Consider the following 18,384-nt stretch of genomic DNA (forward strand, 5'->3'; position numbering starts at 1 on the left):
CTTCTTCTCAGCCCTTGATGCCCGTACCGGCCACGCCCTCCTGCACGTACCGCTGAGCGATGAGGTACGCGAGGAAGATGGGCAGCAGCGCCACGACGGACCCGGCGAGCATGGTGCTCAGCGGGACGTTCTGCTGCTGCAGCGACGAGATGCCGACGGTGAGTGTGAACATCGCGTTGGACTTCGCGATGATGAGCGGCCACAGGAAGTCGTTCCAGTGCCACAGGAAGACGAAGATGCCGAGGGTCGCCAGGATCGGCTTGCACAGCGGCAGCACGATCCGCAGGAAGATGCGGAACTCACCCGCACCGTCGATGCGGGCGGCCTCGAACAGCTCGTCAGGGAGGCCCGAGATGAACTGCCGCATCAGGAACACGGCCTGCGCGTTCGCGAGCGAGGGCAGGATCAGGCCCCAGTACGTGTCGACGCCGCCGAGGTTCGCCATGAGGATGAACGTCGGGATGAGGGTGACGTGGAACGGGACCATCACCATCGCGAGGAACGACCAGAACATCACCTCCTTGCCGCGGAAGCGCTTCTTGGCGAAGGCGTAGCCGGCGAGCGCCGAGAGGAACAGGACGGCGACGACCGAGACGAGCGAGTAGATGAGCGTGTTGCCGAGCCAGCCGAGGATGTTCTGCCCGGCGAGCACCTGCTCGTAGGCCTCGAACGAGATGTCCTGGAAGGGCAGCAGCGAGCCGGGGAGCTCGACGACCATGCTCGGCTTCAGGCTCAGCACGACCATCGCATAGAAGGGGAAGAAGCTGAGGATGCCGGCCAGGCTCAGCCAGATCCATCGCCCGACGATCCCCCAGCCGGTGGGCTGGAGCGCGCGGTAGGCGCGGCGCTGCTTGGTCGACATCTTCGGCGGCATCACCGGCGACTGCGTCGGCGGCTGTGTCGGAGGCTGCAACAGAGCGGTCATTTCTGCTTTCCGATCACCAGGCGCTGGATGAGCGCGACGACGAGGGTCATGATGAACAGGGCCACACCGATGGCGGCCGCGTAGCCGTAATCGAAGTAGCGGAAGCCCTGGTCGTAGAGCATGTAGACGAGCGAGTAGCTGGCGTTGGCCGGCCCGCCCTGGGTCATCACGTAGATGACGTCGAAGACCTGGAACGCGGCGGTCGTCTCGATCACCGCGAGGAAGAAGAAGGTCGGGCGCAGCACCGGCATGATGATGTACCGGAACCGCTGCCAGGCGTTGGCGCCGTCTACCAGAGCTGCCTCCTCGAGCTCGCGCGGCACGTCCTGCAGCGCGGCGATGAGGATCATCATTCCGTAGCCGAATCGCGACCAGACGCCGACGACGACGATGGCCGGGATGACGAGCACGGTGCTGCCCAGCCACGAGCCGCCGAGACCCAGCGGGGTCATCAGCGCCGACCAGGGGCCGTTGGCGGAGAAGATCCAGACGAAGATCGAGCCGGCCAGCACCAGCGAGGTGATGACGGGGAGGAAGAAGATCGAGCGGAAGAAGCGTGCGCCCCGGAAGGCGCGGCGCACGCCGAGCGCCATCACGGTGGAGAGCACGAGGGCGATCGGCACCGCGAACACGGTGTAGATCAGTGTGGTGCCCATCGCCCGCCAGAACAGCGGGTCGGCGATCATGCGCTGGAAGTGGTCGAGCCCGCGCCACGAGATCTCGCCGGTGATGTCGTAGTCGAAGAAGCTCAGGGCGACGCCGACGATGCTGGGGCCGAAGCGGAAGGCGATGAAGAGGAGGAACGCGGGGAGCACGAACAGGAACGCGATGCGTGCCTCTCGCCGTGCGAGCACCCGTGCGACCCGCCCTGCGGGCCTCTTGGCCGTGGTTGCCGTCGTCATCAGTGATTCCTCACGTGGGGGAGTGAAGGGAACGGGGGCGTGCGGAGTTCGGGCTCCGCACGCCCCCGGTGCTGCTTACTTCTTGATGAGCGGTGCCGCGGCGGTCGCGGCATCCTTCAGAGCATCCTCCGGGGACTTGTCCCCGAGCAATGCCGCCTGGATCTCGGGAGCGAGCACACCCATCAGCGCACGCGACGAGGCGTTGAGCTCGCCGACCGTGGTGTCGGGCACGTACTTCTCGACCTCGCCGAGCAGCGGGTCATCCGCGTACAGCGGCTCGGTGGTGCTGAGCGCCGAGAAGAAGCCGGCGGCCTTCAGGTACGGCTCGATGACGTCGGCGCCGGTCGCGTACTCCGCGAACTTCGCCGCGGCGTCCTGCGCCTTGGAGCCCTTGAGCACCGAGAGCGAGCCGACCGTGCCGTAGGCGACGGTCTCCTTCTCGGTCAGCGGTGCGAGGACCTTGACGTTCTCCTCGCCCCAGAAGGGCAGGACCTCGGGGACCGCGTTGTTCCACGTGCAGGCGACCTTGCCCTGAGCGACGGCCGTCTGCTCGAGCGGGACGTTGGTGGTGAGTGCCTCGGGGTCGAGTGCTCCGGCATCGGCCAGGTCGGTGAGGAACGTGAGCGCCTTCTCGCCTTCCTTGCTGTCGAACCCGATGTCGCCATCCTTCGTGTAGACCTCGCCACCGGCCTGCCACAGCAGCGGGTAGTAGGTGAGGTTCAGGGTGTTCTCGGCGGATGCCGGGTAATTGAGGGCGTACATGCCCTTCTCCGTGAACTTCGGGGCCATCTCGGCGATGTCGTCCCACGTCTCGGGGTATTCGGTGACGCCGGCGGCCTCGAACGCAGCCGCGTTGCACAGGAGGGGCTGGGCGCTGGTGAGCAGCGGAGCCCCGAGGATGTCGCCGTCGAGCGTGACCGACTTCTTCACGTTCGGCAGCAGGTCGCCCTGACGCTCTTCGCTCAGCAGGTCGTTGAGCGGCGCGATCGACTTCTGGTACGCCGCGAGCTGGTCGGGGATGAGGTAGACGACGTCGGGACCCTTGCCGGCGGCGATCGCCGTCTGGAGTGCCTCGTCGCGGTTGGCCCACGGGAAGATCTCGTACTTGACGTTGATGTTCTCGTTCTTCTTCTCGAAGTCGGCGATCGTCGAGTCCCAGAAGTCCTTGTGCACCGCCTCGTCGGCGATGACCGGGTAGAGCCAGACCGTGATGTCCTGCTCACCCTCTGCGGTGTTGCCTCCGCCGGCCGAACATCCGGCCAACAGGGTGGCGGCCGCGACTCCCGCGGCGACGCCGATGAACTTGCTGACGCGCATGGTGCTCCTTTGCTTGAACCGTGCTGAGTACGGTTCATTATGACACTGGGATGGGATAATTCGTCAAGTACAAGTTCCCAGACGGTTGTTTCAGCCGTGTTTCCCGCTCGAGAACAACAAAGCTTGATCTGAGAATTCGGTGTGCTAATTTGATCGCACCCGACGACGGAGAAGAAGAGGGGGCAGCACATGGCCGTGAACAGTCCGCGTTCGATCGTCGCGCGATCGGCTCTGCAGCTGCGTGACGCAGGCCCCGCGACCGTCAACGACCTCTCCCGTTCGCTCGAGATCTCGCGCACGTCGGTCGAGAACGCCGTGACCGTCCTTGCCGACTCCGGACTGATCGTCGACGCCCCGGCGCAGAACGGCGGCGGGGCCGGTCGACCCGCCCGCCGCTACTCCTTCCACGCGGCCGCCGGCACCGTGGTCGGCGTCGACATCGGCGTCGCCAGCGTGCGCGTCGTGCTGGCCGACCTCGCCGGGGCCGTGATCGTGCAGCGCAGCTACCCCGGCGTCGCCGAGCAGCCCGACGGCGCCTCCAAACTCACCGCCGTCATCGACGACGTGCGCCGCACCCTGTCCGACGCCGGGATCCCCGCGTCGAAGCTGCGTGCGGTCGGCGTCTCCCTCCCCGGCATCGTCGATGACACGGGGCGCGTGACCACCTCGGTCGTCATCCCCGAATGGTCGGGCATCGACATCGGCTCGCAGCTGCGGCAGGCGTTCGGCTGCCCCGTCGCGGTCGACAACGGCGTGCGCCTGGCGGCCGTGGCGGAACACCACCTGGGTGTCGCACAGCTCGTCGACGACGTCATCTACCTCTCGGTCGGCAACCGCATCGCGATGGGCCTCATCCTCGGCGGTCGCCCACGGCGCGGCATCCACAACGCCGCCGGCGACATCGGCCGCCTCGCCTTCCGCGGGCTGAACACCGAGACCGGGCAGATCTCGTGGCGCACCGCGCCGACCGCCGCCGAGGTCTTCGCGAAGGCACGCGGCGGAGACGCCGCAGCGCAGCAGGAGCTCGACGGCTTCATCGACGAACTCGCCCACGGGATCGCGACCCTGACGATGACGGTCGACCCCGCGATGATCGTGATCGGCGGCGGACTCTCCGCCGCACACGAGCAGCTGCTCGACCCGCTGCGGGCAGCGCTCCCCGGACACCTCGGCCTGCCGTTCCAGGTGCCGCTCGCCGAGGCCCGCCTGGGCGCCGAGGCCGCGGCGCACGGTGCGGTCGTGCACGCGTTCCAGCGGCACGCCGCCGAGATCTACGGCATCGACGACATGCCGGCCCCGCCCATCACCCCCCTGCCGGTCGAGCCGGTCGGGGCGGACGACACGACCCCCGAAGACCCCGAGGAGAAGCAGTGAGCACGTTGAAGGTCGGACTCATCGGAGCCGGCGGCATCTCGCGCGTGCACGCCGACGCCTGGCGGGCGCTGGGCGCCGAGGGGTACGTCACCTCTCTGGCCGGTGCCGAGGAGATCGCCGAGGAGTACGGCTTCGAGCTCGTCTCCGACGTCGACACACTCATCGGGCTGGTCGACATCGTCGACATCGTGACCCCCAGCAGCACCCACGCCGACTTCGCCCTGCGGGCCATCGCGCACAGGCGCGACGTCATCTGCGAGAAGCCGCTGGCCGCGACCGCCGAGGCCGCCACCACCGTCGCCCGCGCGGCCGAGGAGGCGGGCGTGCGACTCTTCCCCGCCCACGTCGTCCGGTACATGGGCGAGTACGCGCAGATCAAGGCCGGCATCGACGCCGGGCGCATCGGCACCCTCGCCGTGCAGCGGTTCAGCCGCGCCGGCTCCGCGCCGCAGACGCCCTGGTTCTTCTCGGAGAGCACCGGCGGCGGCGTCATCCGCGACCTGATGATCCACGACATCGACCAGGCGGTCTGGTTCGCCGGCCCCGTCGCCACGGTCTTCGCGGTGCAGAACCCGCCGACCGTCGACGACCGGGTTGCGGCACCCGTCACCGCGCACGTCGTGCTGACGCACCGCAGCGGCGTGATCAGCCACCTGCACGCCAGCTGGGTCGCCCCGGGCATGCCGTTCCGCACGAGCGTCGAGGTCGCGGGCTCCGAGGGCCGGCTGCGCTACGACAGCGCCGAAGACGCGTCGCTGCGGACGGATGCCGTGCTCGACGCCGGCGCCACCGATTACCTGCCGCCGATGTCGCCCGAAGAGAGCCCGTACTACGCCGAGATCGTCGACTTCGTGGCCGCGTTGCGCGAAGGCCGCGACGCCAGGGTGAGCCCGGCGGATGGCATCGAAGCCGTCGCGGTCGCCGAGGCCGCCTACGCCTCGATCGCCGCCGGCGCCCCCGTCGCGCTCCCCACCCCCGACCGCACCGAGGCCGAGGAGGCCGTCCGATGACCGCCCCCACCCCGCTGCGGATCGCCGTGCTGTCGTTCGCGCACACGCACGCCCTGAGCTACGTGCACGCGCTGAAGGACATGCCGGGCGTCGAGCTGATCGCCGCCGACCCCGACGGCGCCACGGCTCCGGACGACGCCCCCCGCGGTGCCGCACTGGCCGCCGAGCTCGGTGTCGCGTACGTCGAGACCTACGACGAGGCCTTCGCCTGGAAGCCGGATGCCGTCGTGATCGCCGCCGAGAACTCCCGGCACCGCGCGCTCGTCGAGCGCGCGGCCGCCGCCGGGGTGCACGTGCTGTGCGAGAAGCCGCTGGCCACGACCGTCGACGACGCGATCGCGATGCGCGAGGCGTGCGAGCAGGCCGGAGTGATCCTGATGGTCGCGTACCCGGTGCGTTTCGCGCCGAGCGTGCGCGACGCGATCGCCGAGCTGCAGAGCGGCCGCCTCGGCAAGGTCCTCGGCGTCACTGGCATCAACAACGGCAAGCTCCCGCAGGATCGCGCCTGGTTCACCGATCCCGAGCTGGCGGGCGGCGGCGCCCTCGTCGACCACGTCGTGCACTGCGCCGACCTGCTCGACGAGCTGCTGGGCGAGCGGGCGCAGTCGGTTCGCGCGGTGTCGAACGGCATCCTGCACGCGCAGCGCGAGCTCGCGGTCGAGACCGGCGGACTCGTCACCATCCAGTACCCGAGCGGGGTGATCGCCACGATCGACTGCTCGTGGAGCTGGCCGATGAGCTCAGCCACCTGGGGCGGGCTCACGCTGCAGGTGGTGGCCGAGCGCGGCACCGTGACGGTCAGCCCCTTCGCGAAGGGCGTGGCCGGGCACGATGGACGCGGCGAGACGTGGAGCCCCGTCGGCGCCGACCTCGACGCCCTGCTGCTCGAGGAGTTCGTCCGCGCCGTGCGCGAGGGCCGGCAGCCGCAGCCCGATGCCGGCGTCGGCATCCGCACGGTCGAGATCGCCAAGGCCGCCCAGCTCTCCGCAGCCCGCGCCGGCGAGGTCATCACCCTCGGCTAGACACCGCACCGCAGGATCCGCACGGCAGAGAGGCCAGCATGCACACCGCGCACAGCACCACCGGATGGCGACAGCGCGCGCTGGCCGTGATGCCGGTCGGGTCGAGCACCAACTCCAAGGCGCCGACGCTGCTGCCGGAGGAGCCCGAGGTCATCGTCCGCGGGCACGGATGCCGGGTGTGGGACGACCGGGGCCGTGAGTTCATCGACTACCGCTGCGCGCTCGGACCCGTGACCCTGGGCTATGCGGATCCGACCGTCGACGCCGCGATCCGCGCCCAGCTCGACGAGGGCATCCTGTTCGGCCACCCGCATCCGCTCGAGACGACCACCGCTGAGCTGTTTTGCTCCCTCGTGCCCGGTGCCGAGGCCGCGCGCTTCCTGAAGACCGGCGGCGAGGCGCTGGCAGCCGTGATCCGCATCGCCCGCGCACACACCGGTCGCGACCGGGTCGTGCAGATCGGCTACAACGGCTGGCTCAACTCGCTCGCGGCGGGCGCGCGGGTGCTGCCCGGGGCGACGACGGATGCCGTGCCCGGCGTTCCGGCCGCCCTCGCCGCGCTGCACCACGCGGTCGACTGGGAAGACCGCGCGACCCTCGACCGGCTGTTCCTGACCCGCGGTTCGGAGATCGCGGTCATCGTCGTCGCCGCCGACTACCCGGCCATTCCCGAGGCGGCCGGCTTCTACCGCTACCTGCGCGACCTCGCCGACCGACACGGCGCGCTGCTGGCCTACGACGAGATGGTCACCGGCTTCCGGGTGGCGATCGGCGGCATGGCCGAGGCGACCGGAGTCCTCCCCGACCTGTCGGTCTTCGGCAAGGGCATCGCGAACGGGATGCCCCTCGCCGTCTACTGCGGACGCCGGGAGGTGCTCGGCGTGCTCGACCGCGGCAAGGTGGTCGTCACGTCGACCTACGGCGGCGAGACGCTGTCGCTCGCGGCAGCCACCGCGACCATGACCGCCATCCGCGACCGAGACGTGATCGCGCGGCTGCTCGCCTCCGGCACGCGACTACAGAACGGCCTGAACGCGGTGTTCGCCGAGACCGGCTCCGGCATCCGGCTCGTGGGACACCCGGCGTGCCCGCAATTCGTCGGCGCCGATGCCGAGATCCAGGCCTTCCTGCGGGCGGCGTTCCGCCACGGACTCTCCTTCTATCGGGTTGTCTACGTCAACGCCGCGCACACCGACGCAGACATCGACGAGACGCTGCAACGCGCCGCGGTCGCCGTGCATGAGGCGACGACATGACCGGCATCGACGCACACACACACCTCGACGAGGGGCGGTTCGACCCCGCGGTCTTCGAGGCCGGTGACCGCCTGGGCATCGAGCTGTTCCTGTGCAGCAACCTCGGAAGCTTCCAGGCCCACCCGAGCCTCGATGAAGTGCGGGAGATGAACGACGTGCTGGCCGGCGAGCTGCGCCGATACCCCGACCGCCTGCGCGGCTACTGCTACGTCAATCCGCGCTTCGGCCGCGACAGTCTCGACGATCTGCGCCGCAACGTCGAGGACCGCGGGATGATCGGCATCAAGCTCTGGATCGCGACTCTTGCCGACGATCCACTGAGCGATCCGATCCTCGAGTACGCCGCCGAGCACCGGTTGATCGTGCTCGCGCATGCGTGGCGCAAGACCGTCGGGCAGTTCCCCTACGAGTCGACGGCCGACCACATCGCCGCCGCAGCCCGCCGTCATCCCGACGTGCGCTTCCTGATGGCGCACCTCGGCGGCCAGCCTGAGTCGGCCGTGAACGCGGTCGGCTCCGTGCCGAACGTGGCCGTCGACACCTCGGGCACGATCATCGGCGCCGGAGAAGTGGCACTCGCCGTGGAGCGCCTCGGCCGCGACCGGGTGGTGTTCGGATCCGACCTGCCCCACATCGACCTCGCGGCCAACGTCGGCAAGGTGCTCGGCGCAGGGCTCGACCCCGATGCCGAGGAGCGGGTGTTCGGCGGCACGGTCGCCCGCTGGCTTGCGGAGGTGGCGGCATGACCGCCCAGGGGCACGCGATGCTCCGCGCATTCGCCGACCTCGGTGCGACCGACACCACGTGCTTCTTCGGACAGTGGCCGTACCGGCTCTCCGCCGCCGCGGATGCCGATGCTTTGCGCGCTCACGCCGAACGCCTCGGCCTGCGCTCGGTCTGGGTCTCGCACCTGGCGTCCCTGTTCGGCTTCGACACCCGCACCGGCAACGAGGCCGTGCTCGCCGCGTGTGCCGATGACCCGCTCTTCCGCGTGTTCGCGACGATCGATCCGCGCGACCCGACCTGGCGCGAGGAGCTCGACGATGCCGTGACCGCCGGCGCCCGCGGCGTGCGCGTCGCCCCGGGCTTCCACCGGTACGAGGTCTCTGCCGTACGCCCCGTGCTCGACGCGTGCGCCGACCGCGGGCTCCCCGTACAGCTGATCGCCCGGCTCGACGACGCCAGGGTTCGGCATCCGCTCTCCCCCGCCGTCGACCTCGAAATGCACCGGATCGCCGACCTCGTGCGCGAGAGTCCGGCTGCTCCGCTGCTGCTGAGCGGCCTCAACCGCGCGGATGGGATCGAGCTGAAGCGGCATCTCGGCGACGCCGCGCCCGAGTGGCTGCGGCTCGACCTCTGGCATGTGAACGGCCCCACCGCTGTCGCCGACGGTCTCGGCGTCGACCCGGAGCGCTGGGTGTTCGGCAGCGGTTTCCCCGTGCAGACCCCGGAGGCCACGGCGCTGCAGCTCGCAGCCTCCACGCTCCCCGACCACGCCCTGCGGGCGATCACGTCCGGCAACGCCGCCGCCCTGCTCGCCTGACGCCGCGCGCCACCCGGTGCGCGGTGGTCAGCCGATGGGGAAGCTCTTGATGTCGGGACGACTGTCGTCGCGCGACCCGGAGAACAGGCCGGGTGCGTCGATGACGAAGTCCGCCTGCGCGGCGATCAGGTCGAGTCGTGTCGTGAGGGAAGCGTGCAGGCTGCTCCATCCGGTCACGACGGCCGCGAAGCCGCCCGCTGCGACCGTCATCATCTCGGGCGACCGAACGATGGCGCCGTACGCGAACCACCCGGCGATCAGCATGATCGCGACCGCGGAGCATCCGGCGAGCCATCGCAGTCGGACCCGCAGCTGCTCTGTCCGATCCGCATCGTCGTCCATGAAGCCCCCGCAATCCGTTACCGCACCCATCCCCGTCCTGTGAAATGTTACACGTTGCTCCCTCGACGCTCAACGAAGCGAGGCGAACGCGGGGGGCGGTGCCCCCGCGTTCGCACGTCCCCCCGGCGTGGACCCTCACAGGCCCACGTCGGGGGGCGCAGCCCGGTGCGGGAGGGGGAGGCGCACCGAGAACAGGCGGCTTTCGCCGCGGCCAGTCGCGGTGGTCTCGAGTGGATCGAGATCCGCGTCTCGTCCGAGCCGGCCACTCCCCAGTGCCGTTCTCGAACAACGATGAGTCCACTCTATATGACATTCGACCAGCTAACGTTTTACCTTCGTCCACAATCTCGCCGGATCACTCCGACCCCACGGGCATGGAATCGACGCGACTACCGTTGCATCAGCAGGCAGCATCCGTCACGGAGGGAACCACCATGCGCATCGATCTCGCGGGCAGGACCGCACTCGTCACCGGCTCCACGCAGGGCATCGGGCGGGCGATCGCCGCGGCGCTGGCCGACGCGGGCGCCCGCGTGGCGGTCAACGGCCGCAAGCCCGACACGGTCGCCTCCGTCATCGCCGAGATGCAGGCCGAGAACCCAGATCGCGATCTCGTCGCCGCCGCGGGCGATGTCACCGATCAGGCCGGAGCGGATGCGGTGCTGGACGCGACCGGCGACGTCGACATCCTCGTCAACAACCTGGGGATCTTCGGCGCGACGCCCGCACTCGACATCACCGACGACGAGTGGCGCCGCTACTTCGACGTGAACGTGCTGGCAGCCGTGCGCCTCATCCGCGCCACGCTCCCCGGCATGACCTCGCGCGGCTGGGGCCGGGTGCTCGACATCGCCAGCGACTCGGCCGTGGTGATCCCCGCCGAGATGATCCACTACGGCATGTCGAAGACGGCCCTTCTCGCGGTGTCCCGCGGATTCGCGAAGGAGGCCGCGGGCACGGGGGTGACCGTCAACTCGGTTCTCGCGGGTCCGACCCACACCGGCGGCGTCGAGGACTTCGTGTACGAGCTCGTCGACCCGAAGCTGCCGTGGGACGAGGCGCAGCGCGAGTTCATGCGGCTGCATCGCCCGCAGTCGCTGCTGCAGCGACTCATCGAGCCCGAGGAGATCGCCAACATGGTCGTCTACCTGGCCTCCCCATTCGCCTCGGCGACGACCGGCGCGGCTGTTCGGGTCGACGGCGGCTACATCGACTCGATCGTCCCCTGAGACGGCGGGTGCTTGCCCGCCCGGCCGTCACCCGAGCACGGCGAGGAAGCTGTCGTACCAGGACGCCATGACCTTCGTGGCCGTGTGGGCGAGGGGCACGCGCACCGGCGTGCTGAAGGTGCCGGTGGTGGTACCCGCCCCCGCCCCGCCGGTGTCGTTCAGCCCGGCGAAGTAGACCTCGCCCGACTCGAGCAGGAACACCGTCGAGTCGTTGCCCATCGCGACATCGGTGACGACCGTGCCCGCCGGCATCGCGACCGCGGTGAGGGTGGCACCCGGGGCGGCTGAGCTGCCGGTGCCCTGGGCGCTGCTGGTGTTGGCGCCGAGGGCGTAGACCGACCCATCGGTCATGATCACCAGCATCCGGTACTGTCCGACGACGACCTTCGCGGCGGTCTTCCCGGCAGGGAGCGCCTTCTGCGTGAGATAGAAGGTGCCACTGCCGCCGTAAGCCGACGTGCCCGCCGTGAACAGTCGACCGTCGTCGGTGACCACGGCCGACGACTGCCAGCCGATGCCTCCGGAGGCGACGCCCGTGATGGGCGCACCCGGACCGGTGAGCATGAGCAGCCCCGCCGATCCAGCCGCTGCACCGACGGCGGCGCCCTGCGCGGAGTACCCGTAGCTGTCGGCGCCCGCGACCATCGCCTGCCCGTTGTCGAGCACCATGAAGACGGCGCCGAAGGGATTGACCTCGGCGGTGAGTGCGCCCGCGGGCATCGTGTAGTTGTTGCTCACGCGCTGCCAGTAGCGGGTGTTCGTGTAGGCCGTGCCGAAACCGCTCAGCTCGTTGTCACCGGTCGCCCACACACCTCCCGCGGAGTCGACCGCGACAGAGGAGAGCTGCTCGGTGCCGGTGCCGATGTGCGTGATGTTCCCGAGCTGCACACCGGGGGCGGTGAGCGCGGCGACGACGCTCGTGCGATTCGTGGCGGTGCCGTCGCCGATGATGCCGGACGCGTTGTAGCCCCGCCCCCACAGGTCGCCGTTCTGATCGGCGTAGAGCAGCGTGGAATAGCTGGAGCCGACGGCCGTGGCACCCGTGATGGTGAGGTTGTCCCAGAGCGGAACGGCGCTGGTCCGGGCACCGGTGAGGTTGTCGGAGCCGGTCTGCCCCTGTCCCGAATATCCCCAGGACACCAGCGGCACCGAGGTGACGGGCTGACCGGAGAGGATCGTGAAGGCGCGAGGGGACTCGACGCGCACCGGCCCCTGCGCGGGCTCCGAGCGGTTGGCCACGACGCGGAAGTCGACGGTTCCGGTCGCGCTGGTGGTGAATGTGCCTTCCCCGAGGTCGGCGAACGTGCCCGATTCGAACGCCAGGCCATCCGGGAGCACGATCGTCACCTCGGCGTTCGGGACGACCGCGTTGGTGGTGATGTCGCGGACGGTGACCGTGTACACCGGCGTGCGTCGGCGGTCCTGCAGCGCCGGCGGCAGCGACGACGTCGCGGAGGTGCCGACGGGGACCACGCGGGAGATCGGCAGCGTCGCCGCGGTCAACCCGGTCAGTGTGAGGGTGTGACCCAGGTCGCAGGTCGCCGAGCCGAGCCCTCCGCTGAGTGTCCCGACCGAGACGGTTCGCGTCGCGACATCCGATCGCCATTCCGTCCCGGCACGCGTGGACACCGCCGCCCCCACGCTCGCGCCCGCGAGCGGCCCCAGCGCGGCTTCGAGTTCCGACGCCGTCGCGGTGAAGGTGAACGTGTAGAGGCCGGCTGCCGGCCCGGTCACCACGATGCGATCGGTCGGCGCTTCGAAGACGGTTCCCGCGGTCACCGAGAAGGCGAGCAGCATCCGCGCTGGGTCGTCGAGCACCGAGGTCCACGTCAGCGTGACGCCGCTCATCGCGCCGTTCGTTCCCTCGTTCAGCGTCGTGCAGGCGGTGATGGTGGGGACGTCCAAGGTTCCCGCCGCGACGGGACCGCGCGCGTACTGCGCGTCGACCCACGCCGCTTCCGTGATGCCGAGCAGCGCATCGCCACGCACACCGGCCGGTGACGCGGTGAGGGTCATCGCGGCGAGGCAGGCGGCCGTCAGCAACAGGAGGAGCCTGCGGAGCGCCCTCATCGCCGCCCCCTCGGGCTCGGGCGCCGGCGGGCGAGGAGCGCGATGCCGATGCCGACCAGCACCGCGGCGGGTGCGGCGAGCAGCGCCAGACCGGAGCCACCGGTCGGGGGCAGCTCCGATTCGCCATCGATCCCGGTGTCGACGGTGTCACCCGCCGCAGTGGCCCGCACCGTGACCGAGGCCCCCGCCGCGCCCGCCTCGGGAGACTGCGGCTGCGCCGTGAGAGCCACCTGCACATACGCGACGGCGGGCGTCGCGGCGGAGAGCAGGTCCTGCCAGACGCCGTCCACCGGCAGCGGACCCTCCGGACGCAGCAGCCGTTCACCCGACGAGCAGGTACCGTCGGCGAGCCACGGCTGCCCACAGGCGCGGACCTCGGCCCGCAGTCCGAACGCCGGGTCGCCCACCGACGAGATGGCGATGGCGAGGTCGCCGTCAGCCGGGGCCGCCGACGCATCCACCTCGAGGTGCCAGCGCAGCGGGACCAGCGGATCGAGCGCCTGCACGCCGGCACCGGCGAGGTCGGAGCGCACGCTGAGGTAGTCCGAACCGGTCGCCGCGGATGCCGGGGCCGGAGCGAGAGTCGCGCTCGACGCGCAGACCGCGAGCACGAAGAGCGCCGCCAGCACACGGGCTCCCGACGCCGTGCGGCCCGCGCTCTCCCCGTCGCCGGGCGGGTCCACCGCGTCGGCAGGCTCCGGGGGCGGGGCTTCTGCGTCGTCAGTCCGCGGCCGCCTCGGCCAGAAGGCCCAGCCGACGAGGAACGCGGTGGCGAGGGTGAGCGATCCGAGCACCCAGGGGTTGCCGAACTGGGCGATCACCGGTGCGAGATACGGCACCGAACCGCGCACGATCCGTGCCTCGGCGAGCGTGTACGGCATCGGATCATCGACGACGTTGGCATCTCCGCGCATCGTGATCACGCGTTCTGCGGCGACGCTCCCCTCGCCGACGCTCGTGACCCGGTGCGTGATCGGCAGCGTCCCTGCCCGGTCGACCGTGACGACGTCGCCGACGACGATCTCGGACGCGGGAATCCGCTGGACCAGTGCGACCGAACCCGCCGGGATCGTGGGAGACATCGACCCGGTCTTGAACATCATCAGCGAGTACCCGCCCGTGAAGGCGAGCAGGGCGAACACGAGGCAGACCGCTCCGCCGACGGCCGCCGCGGCCAGCAGGATGTCACGGACGAGGCGGCCCGTCCGTGCAGCACCGCGCGAGAAGGCCGTCATCCCGTGCTCCCCGTGACGACCCAGGTGGGCGTGAGCTGTGCGCCCTGCGCGGCCGCCGGCGCATCGGCCGGGAGCGTCAGGACGATGCAGTACGTCACGGTGGAGGCGCCGGCCGGTTCGATCTGCTGCGCGGGGAGCACCGGGACCTGCGTGAGCCCCGTCACCTCGACCCCCGGCGTGCTCGCGGTGCATTCGGGCGGAGTGGGATCGGTCGACGACGTGACCGATGCCCGCACCAGGAGCGCATCCCGGAGCGCCTCCTCCGGACTGCCAGCCGCGGGCTCGACCGAGAGCGACACCCCGCTGAGGAGCACGTCCCCCTCCACCGATCCGGTCGCCTGGACCTGCACCCATGCGGCCGCGCTCTCCCCGGGGAAGAGCGGGGAGAGCGTCCAGCTGAGGGCGGCGGCGGCGTCTTCGGGGTGCGCGGCGAAGGCCCCGGCATCCGTCCGCGATGCGAGGGCGAAACTTCCCGCCGTGAACGGCGAGCCCGCCAGCTCGCTGTCCGACCAGGAGGCGAGGCTCCCGGCTGCGCCCACTCCGAGCAGGAGGGCGCACGCGAGCAGCGCCTGAACACGCGTGAACGTCTTCAGGCCGCGAACCCGCGCCTGTCGAACCACGATGGCCGTGCCGAGGTGACTACTGCGAGACGGCGTCCCACTGCCAGACCGCGGTGCCGGTGTCGCCCTGGGCGATCGTCGCACCGGCGGTGACCTGCAGGCACAGGTAGACGATGTCGCCCGGATCCATGGTGGCGGGCACGGCGGTCCCCCCGGCGAACGCGGTCGCGTCGCATCCGAAGGTCGTCGTGGACACCGCGCCGAACGTCAGCTGACCGGCGAGGTCTCCCGTCACGACGGGCGCGACGGCGGTGAGTCCCGCGGGAGACGTGCTGGCCGCGGTCAGTTGCAGCGCGAAGGGCGCGTACACGACGTCGTCCGGCGCGAGATTGTCGAAGCCGGTGCTGAACGTCAGCACCGCCGCGTCGCCCTCGACGGCGTGGTCGGCCCAGGCCGCCCCATCGGTCGATCCCTGGAACTCGAACGTCCCTGCGGCGAAGTCGCTCGTCGCGAACTCCGAGTCATTCCACGCGGCGAGTGTCAGCGCGGATCCCACGCCGACGACGAGCCCACCGGCGAGGACGGCGTAGATCTTTCTCCGGGTCAGAGCAGCGCGCTCGGGCCCCTCCAGAACAGTTCGTACCATGATTCCTCCTGGTCATCCTGCTCCCCCGCGTGCAGCATATACATAGGATTCATCCAGCAAAAGCCTATGTTCGCCGCTCTCGAGACCCGCCGCGGGCGGCTCTTCCCAGGCGACGGGGGTATGCTGACCCGTTGGGTCGTTCGACCCGCAGAGTCCCGAAAGGCGGTGATGGCGATGTCCGGTGATAGTTACGACGCCGCCCTCGCTGCGTCGCGACTCCCTGCGTTCATGCGTTGACCTTCGGGTCCGCTCTCGCACGTCCTTCCCGCAGCCGTCGGCGGCGTCATCCGCCCCCTGACGAATCCGCGCACGGAGCTCTCTGCTGCCGTGCACCTGCGAGAACGGAGCCGCATCATGGCGCTCATCGACAACGGCGTGTACGTCCACGGACGTCGCGTGGAGACCCCGAAGAACCTGGACGAGACCTACCGGATGCTGGATGCCGCCGGCGGCATCGCCTGGATCGGCCTCTATCGACCCAGCCCGGAAGAGGTCGCATCCGTCGCTCGCGAATTCGACCTGCATCCGCTCGCCGTCGAGGATGCACTCTCGGGGCACCAGCGCTCGAAGGTGGAGCGCTACGGCGACACCCTGTTCGCGGTGCTGCGGCCTGCCCGCTACCGCGACAAGGAGGAGTCGATCGAGTTCGGCGAGCTGCACCTGTTCGTCGGCCCCGACTTCGTGGTGACGATCCGCCATGCCGAGTCCCCGAACCTCGCTGCCGTGCGTATGCGCATGGAGGCCAACCCCGAGCTGCTCGCGATGGGCCCCGAGGCGGTGCTGTACGCGATCCTCGATGAGGTCGTCGACGGGTACGAGCCGATCGTGGCAGGGCTCCTGAACGACATCGACGAGATCGAGGACGAGCTCTTCGGCGACGGCGACGACGACAGCGCGCTCTCCCGGCGCATCTACGAGCTCTCCCGCGAGGTCATCAACTTCCAGCGGGCCGTGCATCCCCTGAGCGGGATGCTGGAGTGGCTGCGTCGCGGGTCGGAGAAGTACCGCATCGACGAAGAGTTGCAGCGGTCGCTGCGCGATGTGCTCGACCACACGATCCGCGTCAACGAGCGCGTCGACTCGTTCCGGGCGATCCTCGAGAACGCGCTGACCGTGCACTCCGCGCTCGTCGCCCGCCGCCAGACCGAGGCCGGGCTGGCGCAGAACGACGAGATCAAGAAGATCTCCTCCTGGGCGGCGATCATCTTCGCGCCGACGCTGGTCGGCACGGTGTACGGCATGAACTTCGACGTGATGCCCGAGCTGCACTGGGCCTTCGGGTATCCGATGGCGATCGGTGCGATGGCCGCGTTCGCCGTCGCGCTCTACGGGGTCTTCCGCTACAAGAAGTGGCTGTAGCGCCACCGCGATGGGCGGAGAACTCGCCGTCGGGCGGAGGATCCAGGCGCATTCTTCCGCCCGACGGCGCGCTGCACGAGGTCGTGCTCAACCGGTAGGCCCGCCCGACTGCGGGTCGACCGACGCTCGGGGAAAGAGGAAGACAGCCAGCGCGGCCGGGATGACCCCCAAGAATATGGTCGCGCTCCCCCAGCCGACGACGAGGGCGAGTGCGCCTGCTCCGACCTGAGGGATGAAGGCTCCGAGTGAAGTGGCGGTGTTGTTGAGGCCCAGCGCTGTCCCGGCTTGCCCCGGGCCGGCGATGGTGGCAATCTGCGCGAAGTGTGCGCCCTGCCAGGCACAGCTGGCGACGCCGGCAAGGATCATCGCGCTCAGCGATACGTAAAGCGGGACACTCTGGCCGCACGCAACGACGACAAGGCAGCCTGCCTGCACCACCGCCATGGTGCGAACCACTGTCGTTCGACTCATCCACTGGACGAAGTCGGTACCGATCCCCGCGACGACTCGTAGCGCGCCGCCGACGAGCTGCATCGCGGCGACAGCTGCCACTCCGGCGATCGGGGGATACCCGTGTTGATCGGCGAGGATCGCCGCAGCGAACGTCAGCACAAAGAACTGCGAGACGTCGAGAAGCAATCCACTAGCAGCCACGCGCCACACACCGATCCTCCGCAGCGCCGGTCGAGCCGATCTCGACACGGAGGCGCCGCCCGTCAGTGCAACCGTCGGGGGGTCGAACACGAACACCCAGACGAGAACAGCGCACAGAGCACATGCGCCGGCGAATGCAGCGAACGTGAGCCCAACGCCGCTCTGGCCCAGTAGCCACGAGTAGGCGAGGGTTCCCACTGCGCCGCCGGCCGGCACAGCGGCGACCCGCAGCGAGAGAAGCGTGCCGTGCCGGTGCGCCGGGAACCACCCGAGTAGCGCACTACCGCTCGGCCCGGTGACGGCCCCGCCCATCCCTGCAGCCAAGAACAGCAGCCCTGCCAGCCCCCACGCAGAAGGTCGCGTCAAAGAAGCAATCACAGCAATGACCGCCAGCACGGTCGCGGAACCGACCACCCCGATCAAAAGGACGCGGCGCTCGCCGAACCTGTCGGCGGCCACGCCCCAGGGGAATTCGGAGAGAACCACGGCGATGCTCGCACCGCCGAGCACAAGCGCCAATCCGGCCGTTGAGAGGTCAAGGGAATCCTGTACGAGAACAGATGCGGCGGGTAGCCCCAGAAAAGTCGCACTGAAGACGACCTGCGAGACGATGCCCACCGTGAACACTGCCCACCGATTCGCCGGGCGCCTGTTTCGCGTCCTCGTCGTCATTCGAAAAGTGAAGGCATAGAGCGTATTCCACGTGCGTCGCAGATCGGCATGTGCGCGCTATCCGCCCCCATGACCCACTATGCGCAGTGGGTAACATAATACTAATGTCTCAGGGCGATCTGCGCGCGCTCAGCAGCGCGGCGACTTCTTCTACCAATCGAATCCGGCAGTCGGCAACTACGCTATCCACGACTCGTACGCGCAGAATGCAACTCGGTCGCGGGCTGGATTCAGTACACGCTGACCTCGCAAGCCGAGGCACAGGAGC

Annotated in this window: 17 protein-coding genes; 8 read left to right on the plus strand and 9 right to left on the minus strand. The window is 69.8% G+C overall.

Going from position 1 to position 18,384, the window contains the following annotated elements:
* Positions 1 to 7 precede the first annotated feature (7 nt).
* From J7E45_RS09135 to J7E45_RS09145, 3 genes are all read right to left on the minus strand, one after another.
* Complete coding sequence (locus tag J7E45_RS09135; protein ID WP_215068665.1) at positions 8 to 925, minus strand: carbohydrate ABC transporter permease; 918 nt, start codon at positions 923 to 925, stop codon at positions 8 to 10.
* Positions 922 to 1,827, minus strand: coding sequence for a carbohydrate ABC transporter permease (locus J7E45_RS09140; RefSeq protein WP_029263160.1), 906 nt, complete (start codon positions 1,825 to 1,827; stop codon positions 922 to 924). The genes J7E45_RS09135 and J7E45_RS09140 overlap by 4 nt, the downstream gene beginning before the upstream one ends.
* A gap of 75 nt (positions 1,828 to 1,902) precedes the next feature.
* On the minus strand, positions 1,903 to 3,144 hold the full coding sequence (locus tag J7E45_RS09145; RefSeq protein WP_091027550.1) for an ABC transporter substrate-binding protein: 1,242 nt from the start codon (positions 3,142 to 3,144) through the stop codon (positions 1,903 to 1,905).
* A 189-nt stretch (positions 3,145 to 3,333) separates the two neighbouring features.
* Here J7E45_RS09145 and J7E45_RS09150 point away from each other — a divergent pair, with 189 nt between their 5' ends.
* The 6 genes from J7E45_RS09150 to J7E45_RS09175 are packed head-to-tail and all read left to right on the plus strand — an operon-like array spanning position 3,334 to position 9,349.
* Positions 3,334 to 4,518 (plus strand): ROK family transcriptional regulator, encoded by a 1,185-nt coding sequence (locus tag J7E45_RS09150; RefSeq protein WP_215068667.1) that lies wholly within the window; start codon positions 3,334 to 3,336, stop codon positions 4,516 to 4,518.
* On the plus strand, positions 4,515 to 5,528 hold the full coding sequence (locus J7E45_RS09155) for a Gfo/Idh/MocA family protein (RefSeq protein ID WP_215068670.1): 1,014 nt from the start codon (positions 4,515 to 4,517) through the stop codon (positions 5,526 to 5,528). The genes J7E45_RS09150 and J7E45_RS09155 overlap by 4 nt, the downstream gene beginning before the upstream one ends.
* A complete protein-coding gene (locus tag J7E45_RS09160) occupies positions 5,525 to 6,550 on the plus strand; it encodes a Gfo/Idh/MocA family protein (RefSeq protein ID WP_215068672.1) in 1,026 nt (341 codons plus the stop codon). Before J7E45_RS09155 ends, J7E45_RS09160 begins: the two co-directional genes overlap by 4 nt.
* A 38-nt stretch (positions 6,551 to 6,588) precedes the next feature.
* Positions 6,589 to 7,806: an aminotransferase class III-fold pyridoxal phosphate-dependent enzyme gene (locus J7E45_RS09165; RefSeq protein ID WP_215068674.1), complete on the plus strand. Its 1,218-nt coding sequence runs from the start codon at positions 6,589 to 6,591 to the stop codon at positions 7,804 to 7,806.
* A complete protein-coding gene (locus tag J7E45_RS09170; protein ID WP_215068677.1) occupies positions 7,803 to 8,552 on the plus strand; it encodes an amidohydrolase family protein in 750 nt (249 codons plus the stop codon). The genes J7E45_RS09165 and J7E45_RS09170 overlap by 4 nt, the downstream gene beginning before the upstream one ends.
* The gene (locus tag J7E45_RS09175; RefSeq protein WP_215068679.1) at positions 8,549 to 9,349 is read left to right on the plus strand and encodes an amidohydrolase family protein; all 801 of its coding nucleotides are present in this window, start codon (positions 8,549 to 8,551) and stop codon (positions 9,347 to 9,349) included. Before J7E45_RS09170 ends, J7E45_RS09175 begins: the two co-directional genes overlap by 4 nt.
* A gap of 27 nt (positions 9,350 to 9,376) precedes the next feature.
* Here the strand turns inward: J7E45_RS09175 and J7E45_RS09180 are convergent, their stop codons facing one another.
* Positions 9,377 to 9,691 carry a hypothetical protein gene (locus J7E45_RS09180; protein WP_091027562.1) on the minus strand — a complete coding sequence of 105 codons (315 nt, stop codon included), beginning with the start codon at positions 9,689 to 9,691 and terminating at the stop codon, positions 9,377 to 9,379.
* Between the two features lie 434 nt (positions 9,692 to 10,125).
* On the opposite strand from J7E45_RS09180, the gene J7E45_RS09185 reads away from it, so the two are divergent.
* Entirely contained in the window at positions 10,126 to 10,920 is a 795-nt protein-coding gene (locus J7E45_RS09185; protein ID WP_215068682.1) for an SDR family NAD(P)-dependent oxidoreductase, read from the plus strand.
* A gap of 27 nt (positions 10,921 to 10,947) precedes the next feature.
* On the opposite strand, the gene J7E45_RS09190 is transcribed toward J7E45_RS09185, so the two are convergent.
* Genes J7E45_RS09190 through J7E45_RS09205 form a run of 4 tightly spaced genes read right to left on the minus strand, consistent with a single transcriptional unit; the run spans position 10,948 to position 15,431 of the window.
* Positions 10,948 to 12,990: a hypothetical protein gene (locus J7E45_RS09190; RefSeq protein ID WP_215068684.1), complete on the minus strand. Its 2,043-nt coding sequence runs from the start codon at positions 12,988 to 12,990 to the stop codon at positions 10,948 to 10,950.
* On the minus strand, positions 12,987 to 14,225 hold the full coding sequence (locus J7E45_RS09195; RefSeq protein WP_215068686.1) for a S26 family signal peptidase: 1,239 nt from the start codon (positions 14,223 to 14,225) through the stop codon (positions 12,987 to 12,989). The genes J7E45_RS09190 and J7E45_RS09195 overlap by 4 nt, the downstream gene beginning before the upstream one ends.
* Positions 14,222 to 14,845, minus strand: a complete 624-nt coding sequence (locus tag J7E45_RS09200) for a SipW-dependent-type signal peptide-containing protein (RefSeq protein WP_215068689.1) — start codon at positions 14,843 to 14,845, stop codon at positions 14,222 to 14,224. Before J7E45_RS09200 ends, J7E45_RS09195 begins: the two co-directional genes overlap by 4 nt.
* Before the next feature lie 19 nt (positions 14,846 to 14,864).
* Complete coding sequence (locus tag J7E45_RS09205) at positions 14,865 to 15,431, minus strand: SipW-dependent-type signal peptide-containing protein (RefSeq protein ID WP_215068691.1); 567 nt, start codon at positions 15,429 to 15,431, stop codon at positions 14,865 to 14,867.
* 354 nt (positions 15,432 to 15,785) lie between these two features.
* Between J7E45_RS09205 and J7E45_RS09210 the strand changes: the two genes are divergently transcribed.
* Entirely contained in the window at positions 15,786 to 16,790 is a 1,005-nt protein-coding gene (locus J7E45_RS09210) for a magnesium and cobalt transport protein CorA (protein WP_029263176.1), read from the plus strand.
* 87 nt (positions 16,791 to 16,877) lie between these two features.
* Here the strand turns inward: J7E45_RS09210 and J7E45_RS09215 are convergent, their stop codons facing one another.
* Entirely contained in the window at positions 16,878 to 18,071 is a 1,194-nt protein-coding gene (locus J7E45_RS09215; RefSeq protein WP_215068694.1) for an MFS transporter, read from the minus strand.
* Between the last annotated feature and the right edge of the window lie 313 nt (positions 18,072 to 18,384).

It is taken from the genome of Microbacterium sp. ISL-59 (assembly GCF_018613945.1).
Lineage (GTDB): Bacteria > Actinomycetota > Actinomycetes > Actinomycetales > Microbacteriaceae > Microbacterium > Microbacterium oxydans_B.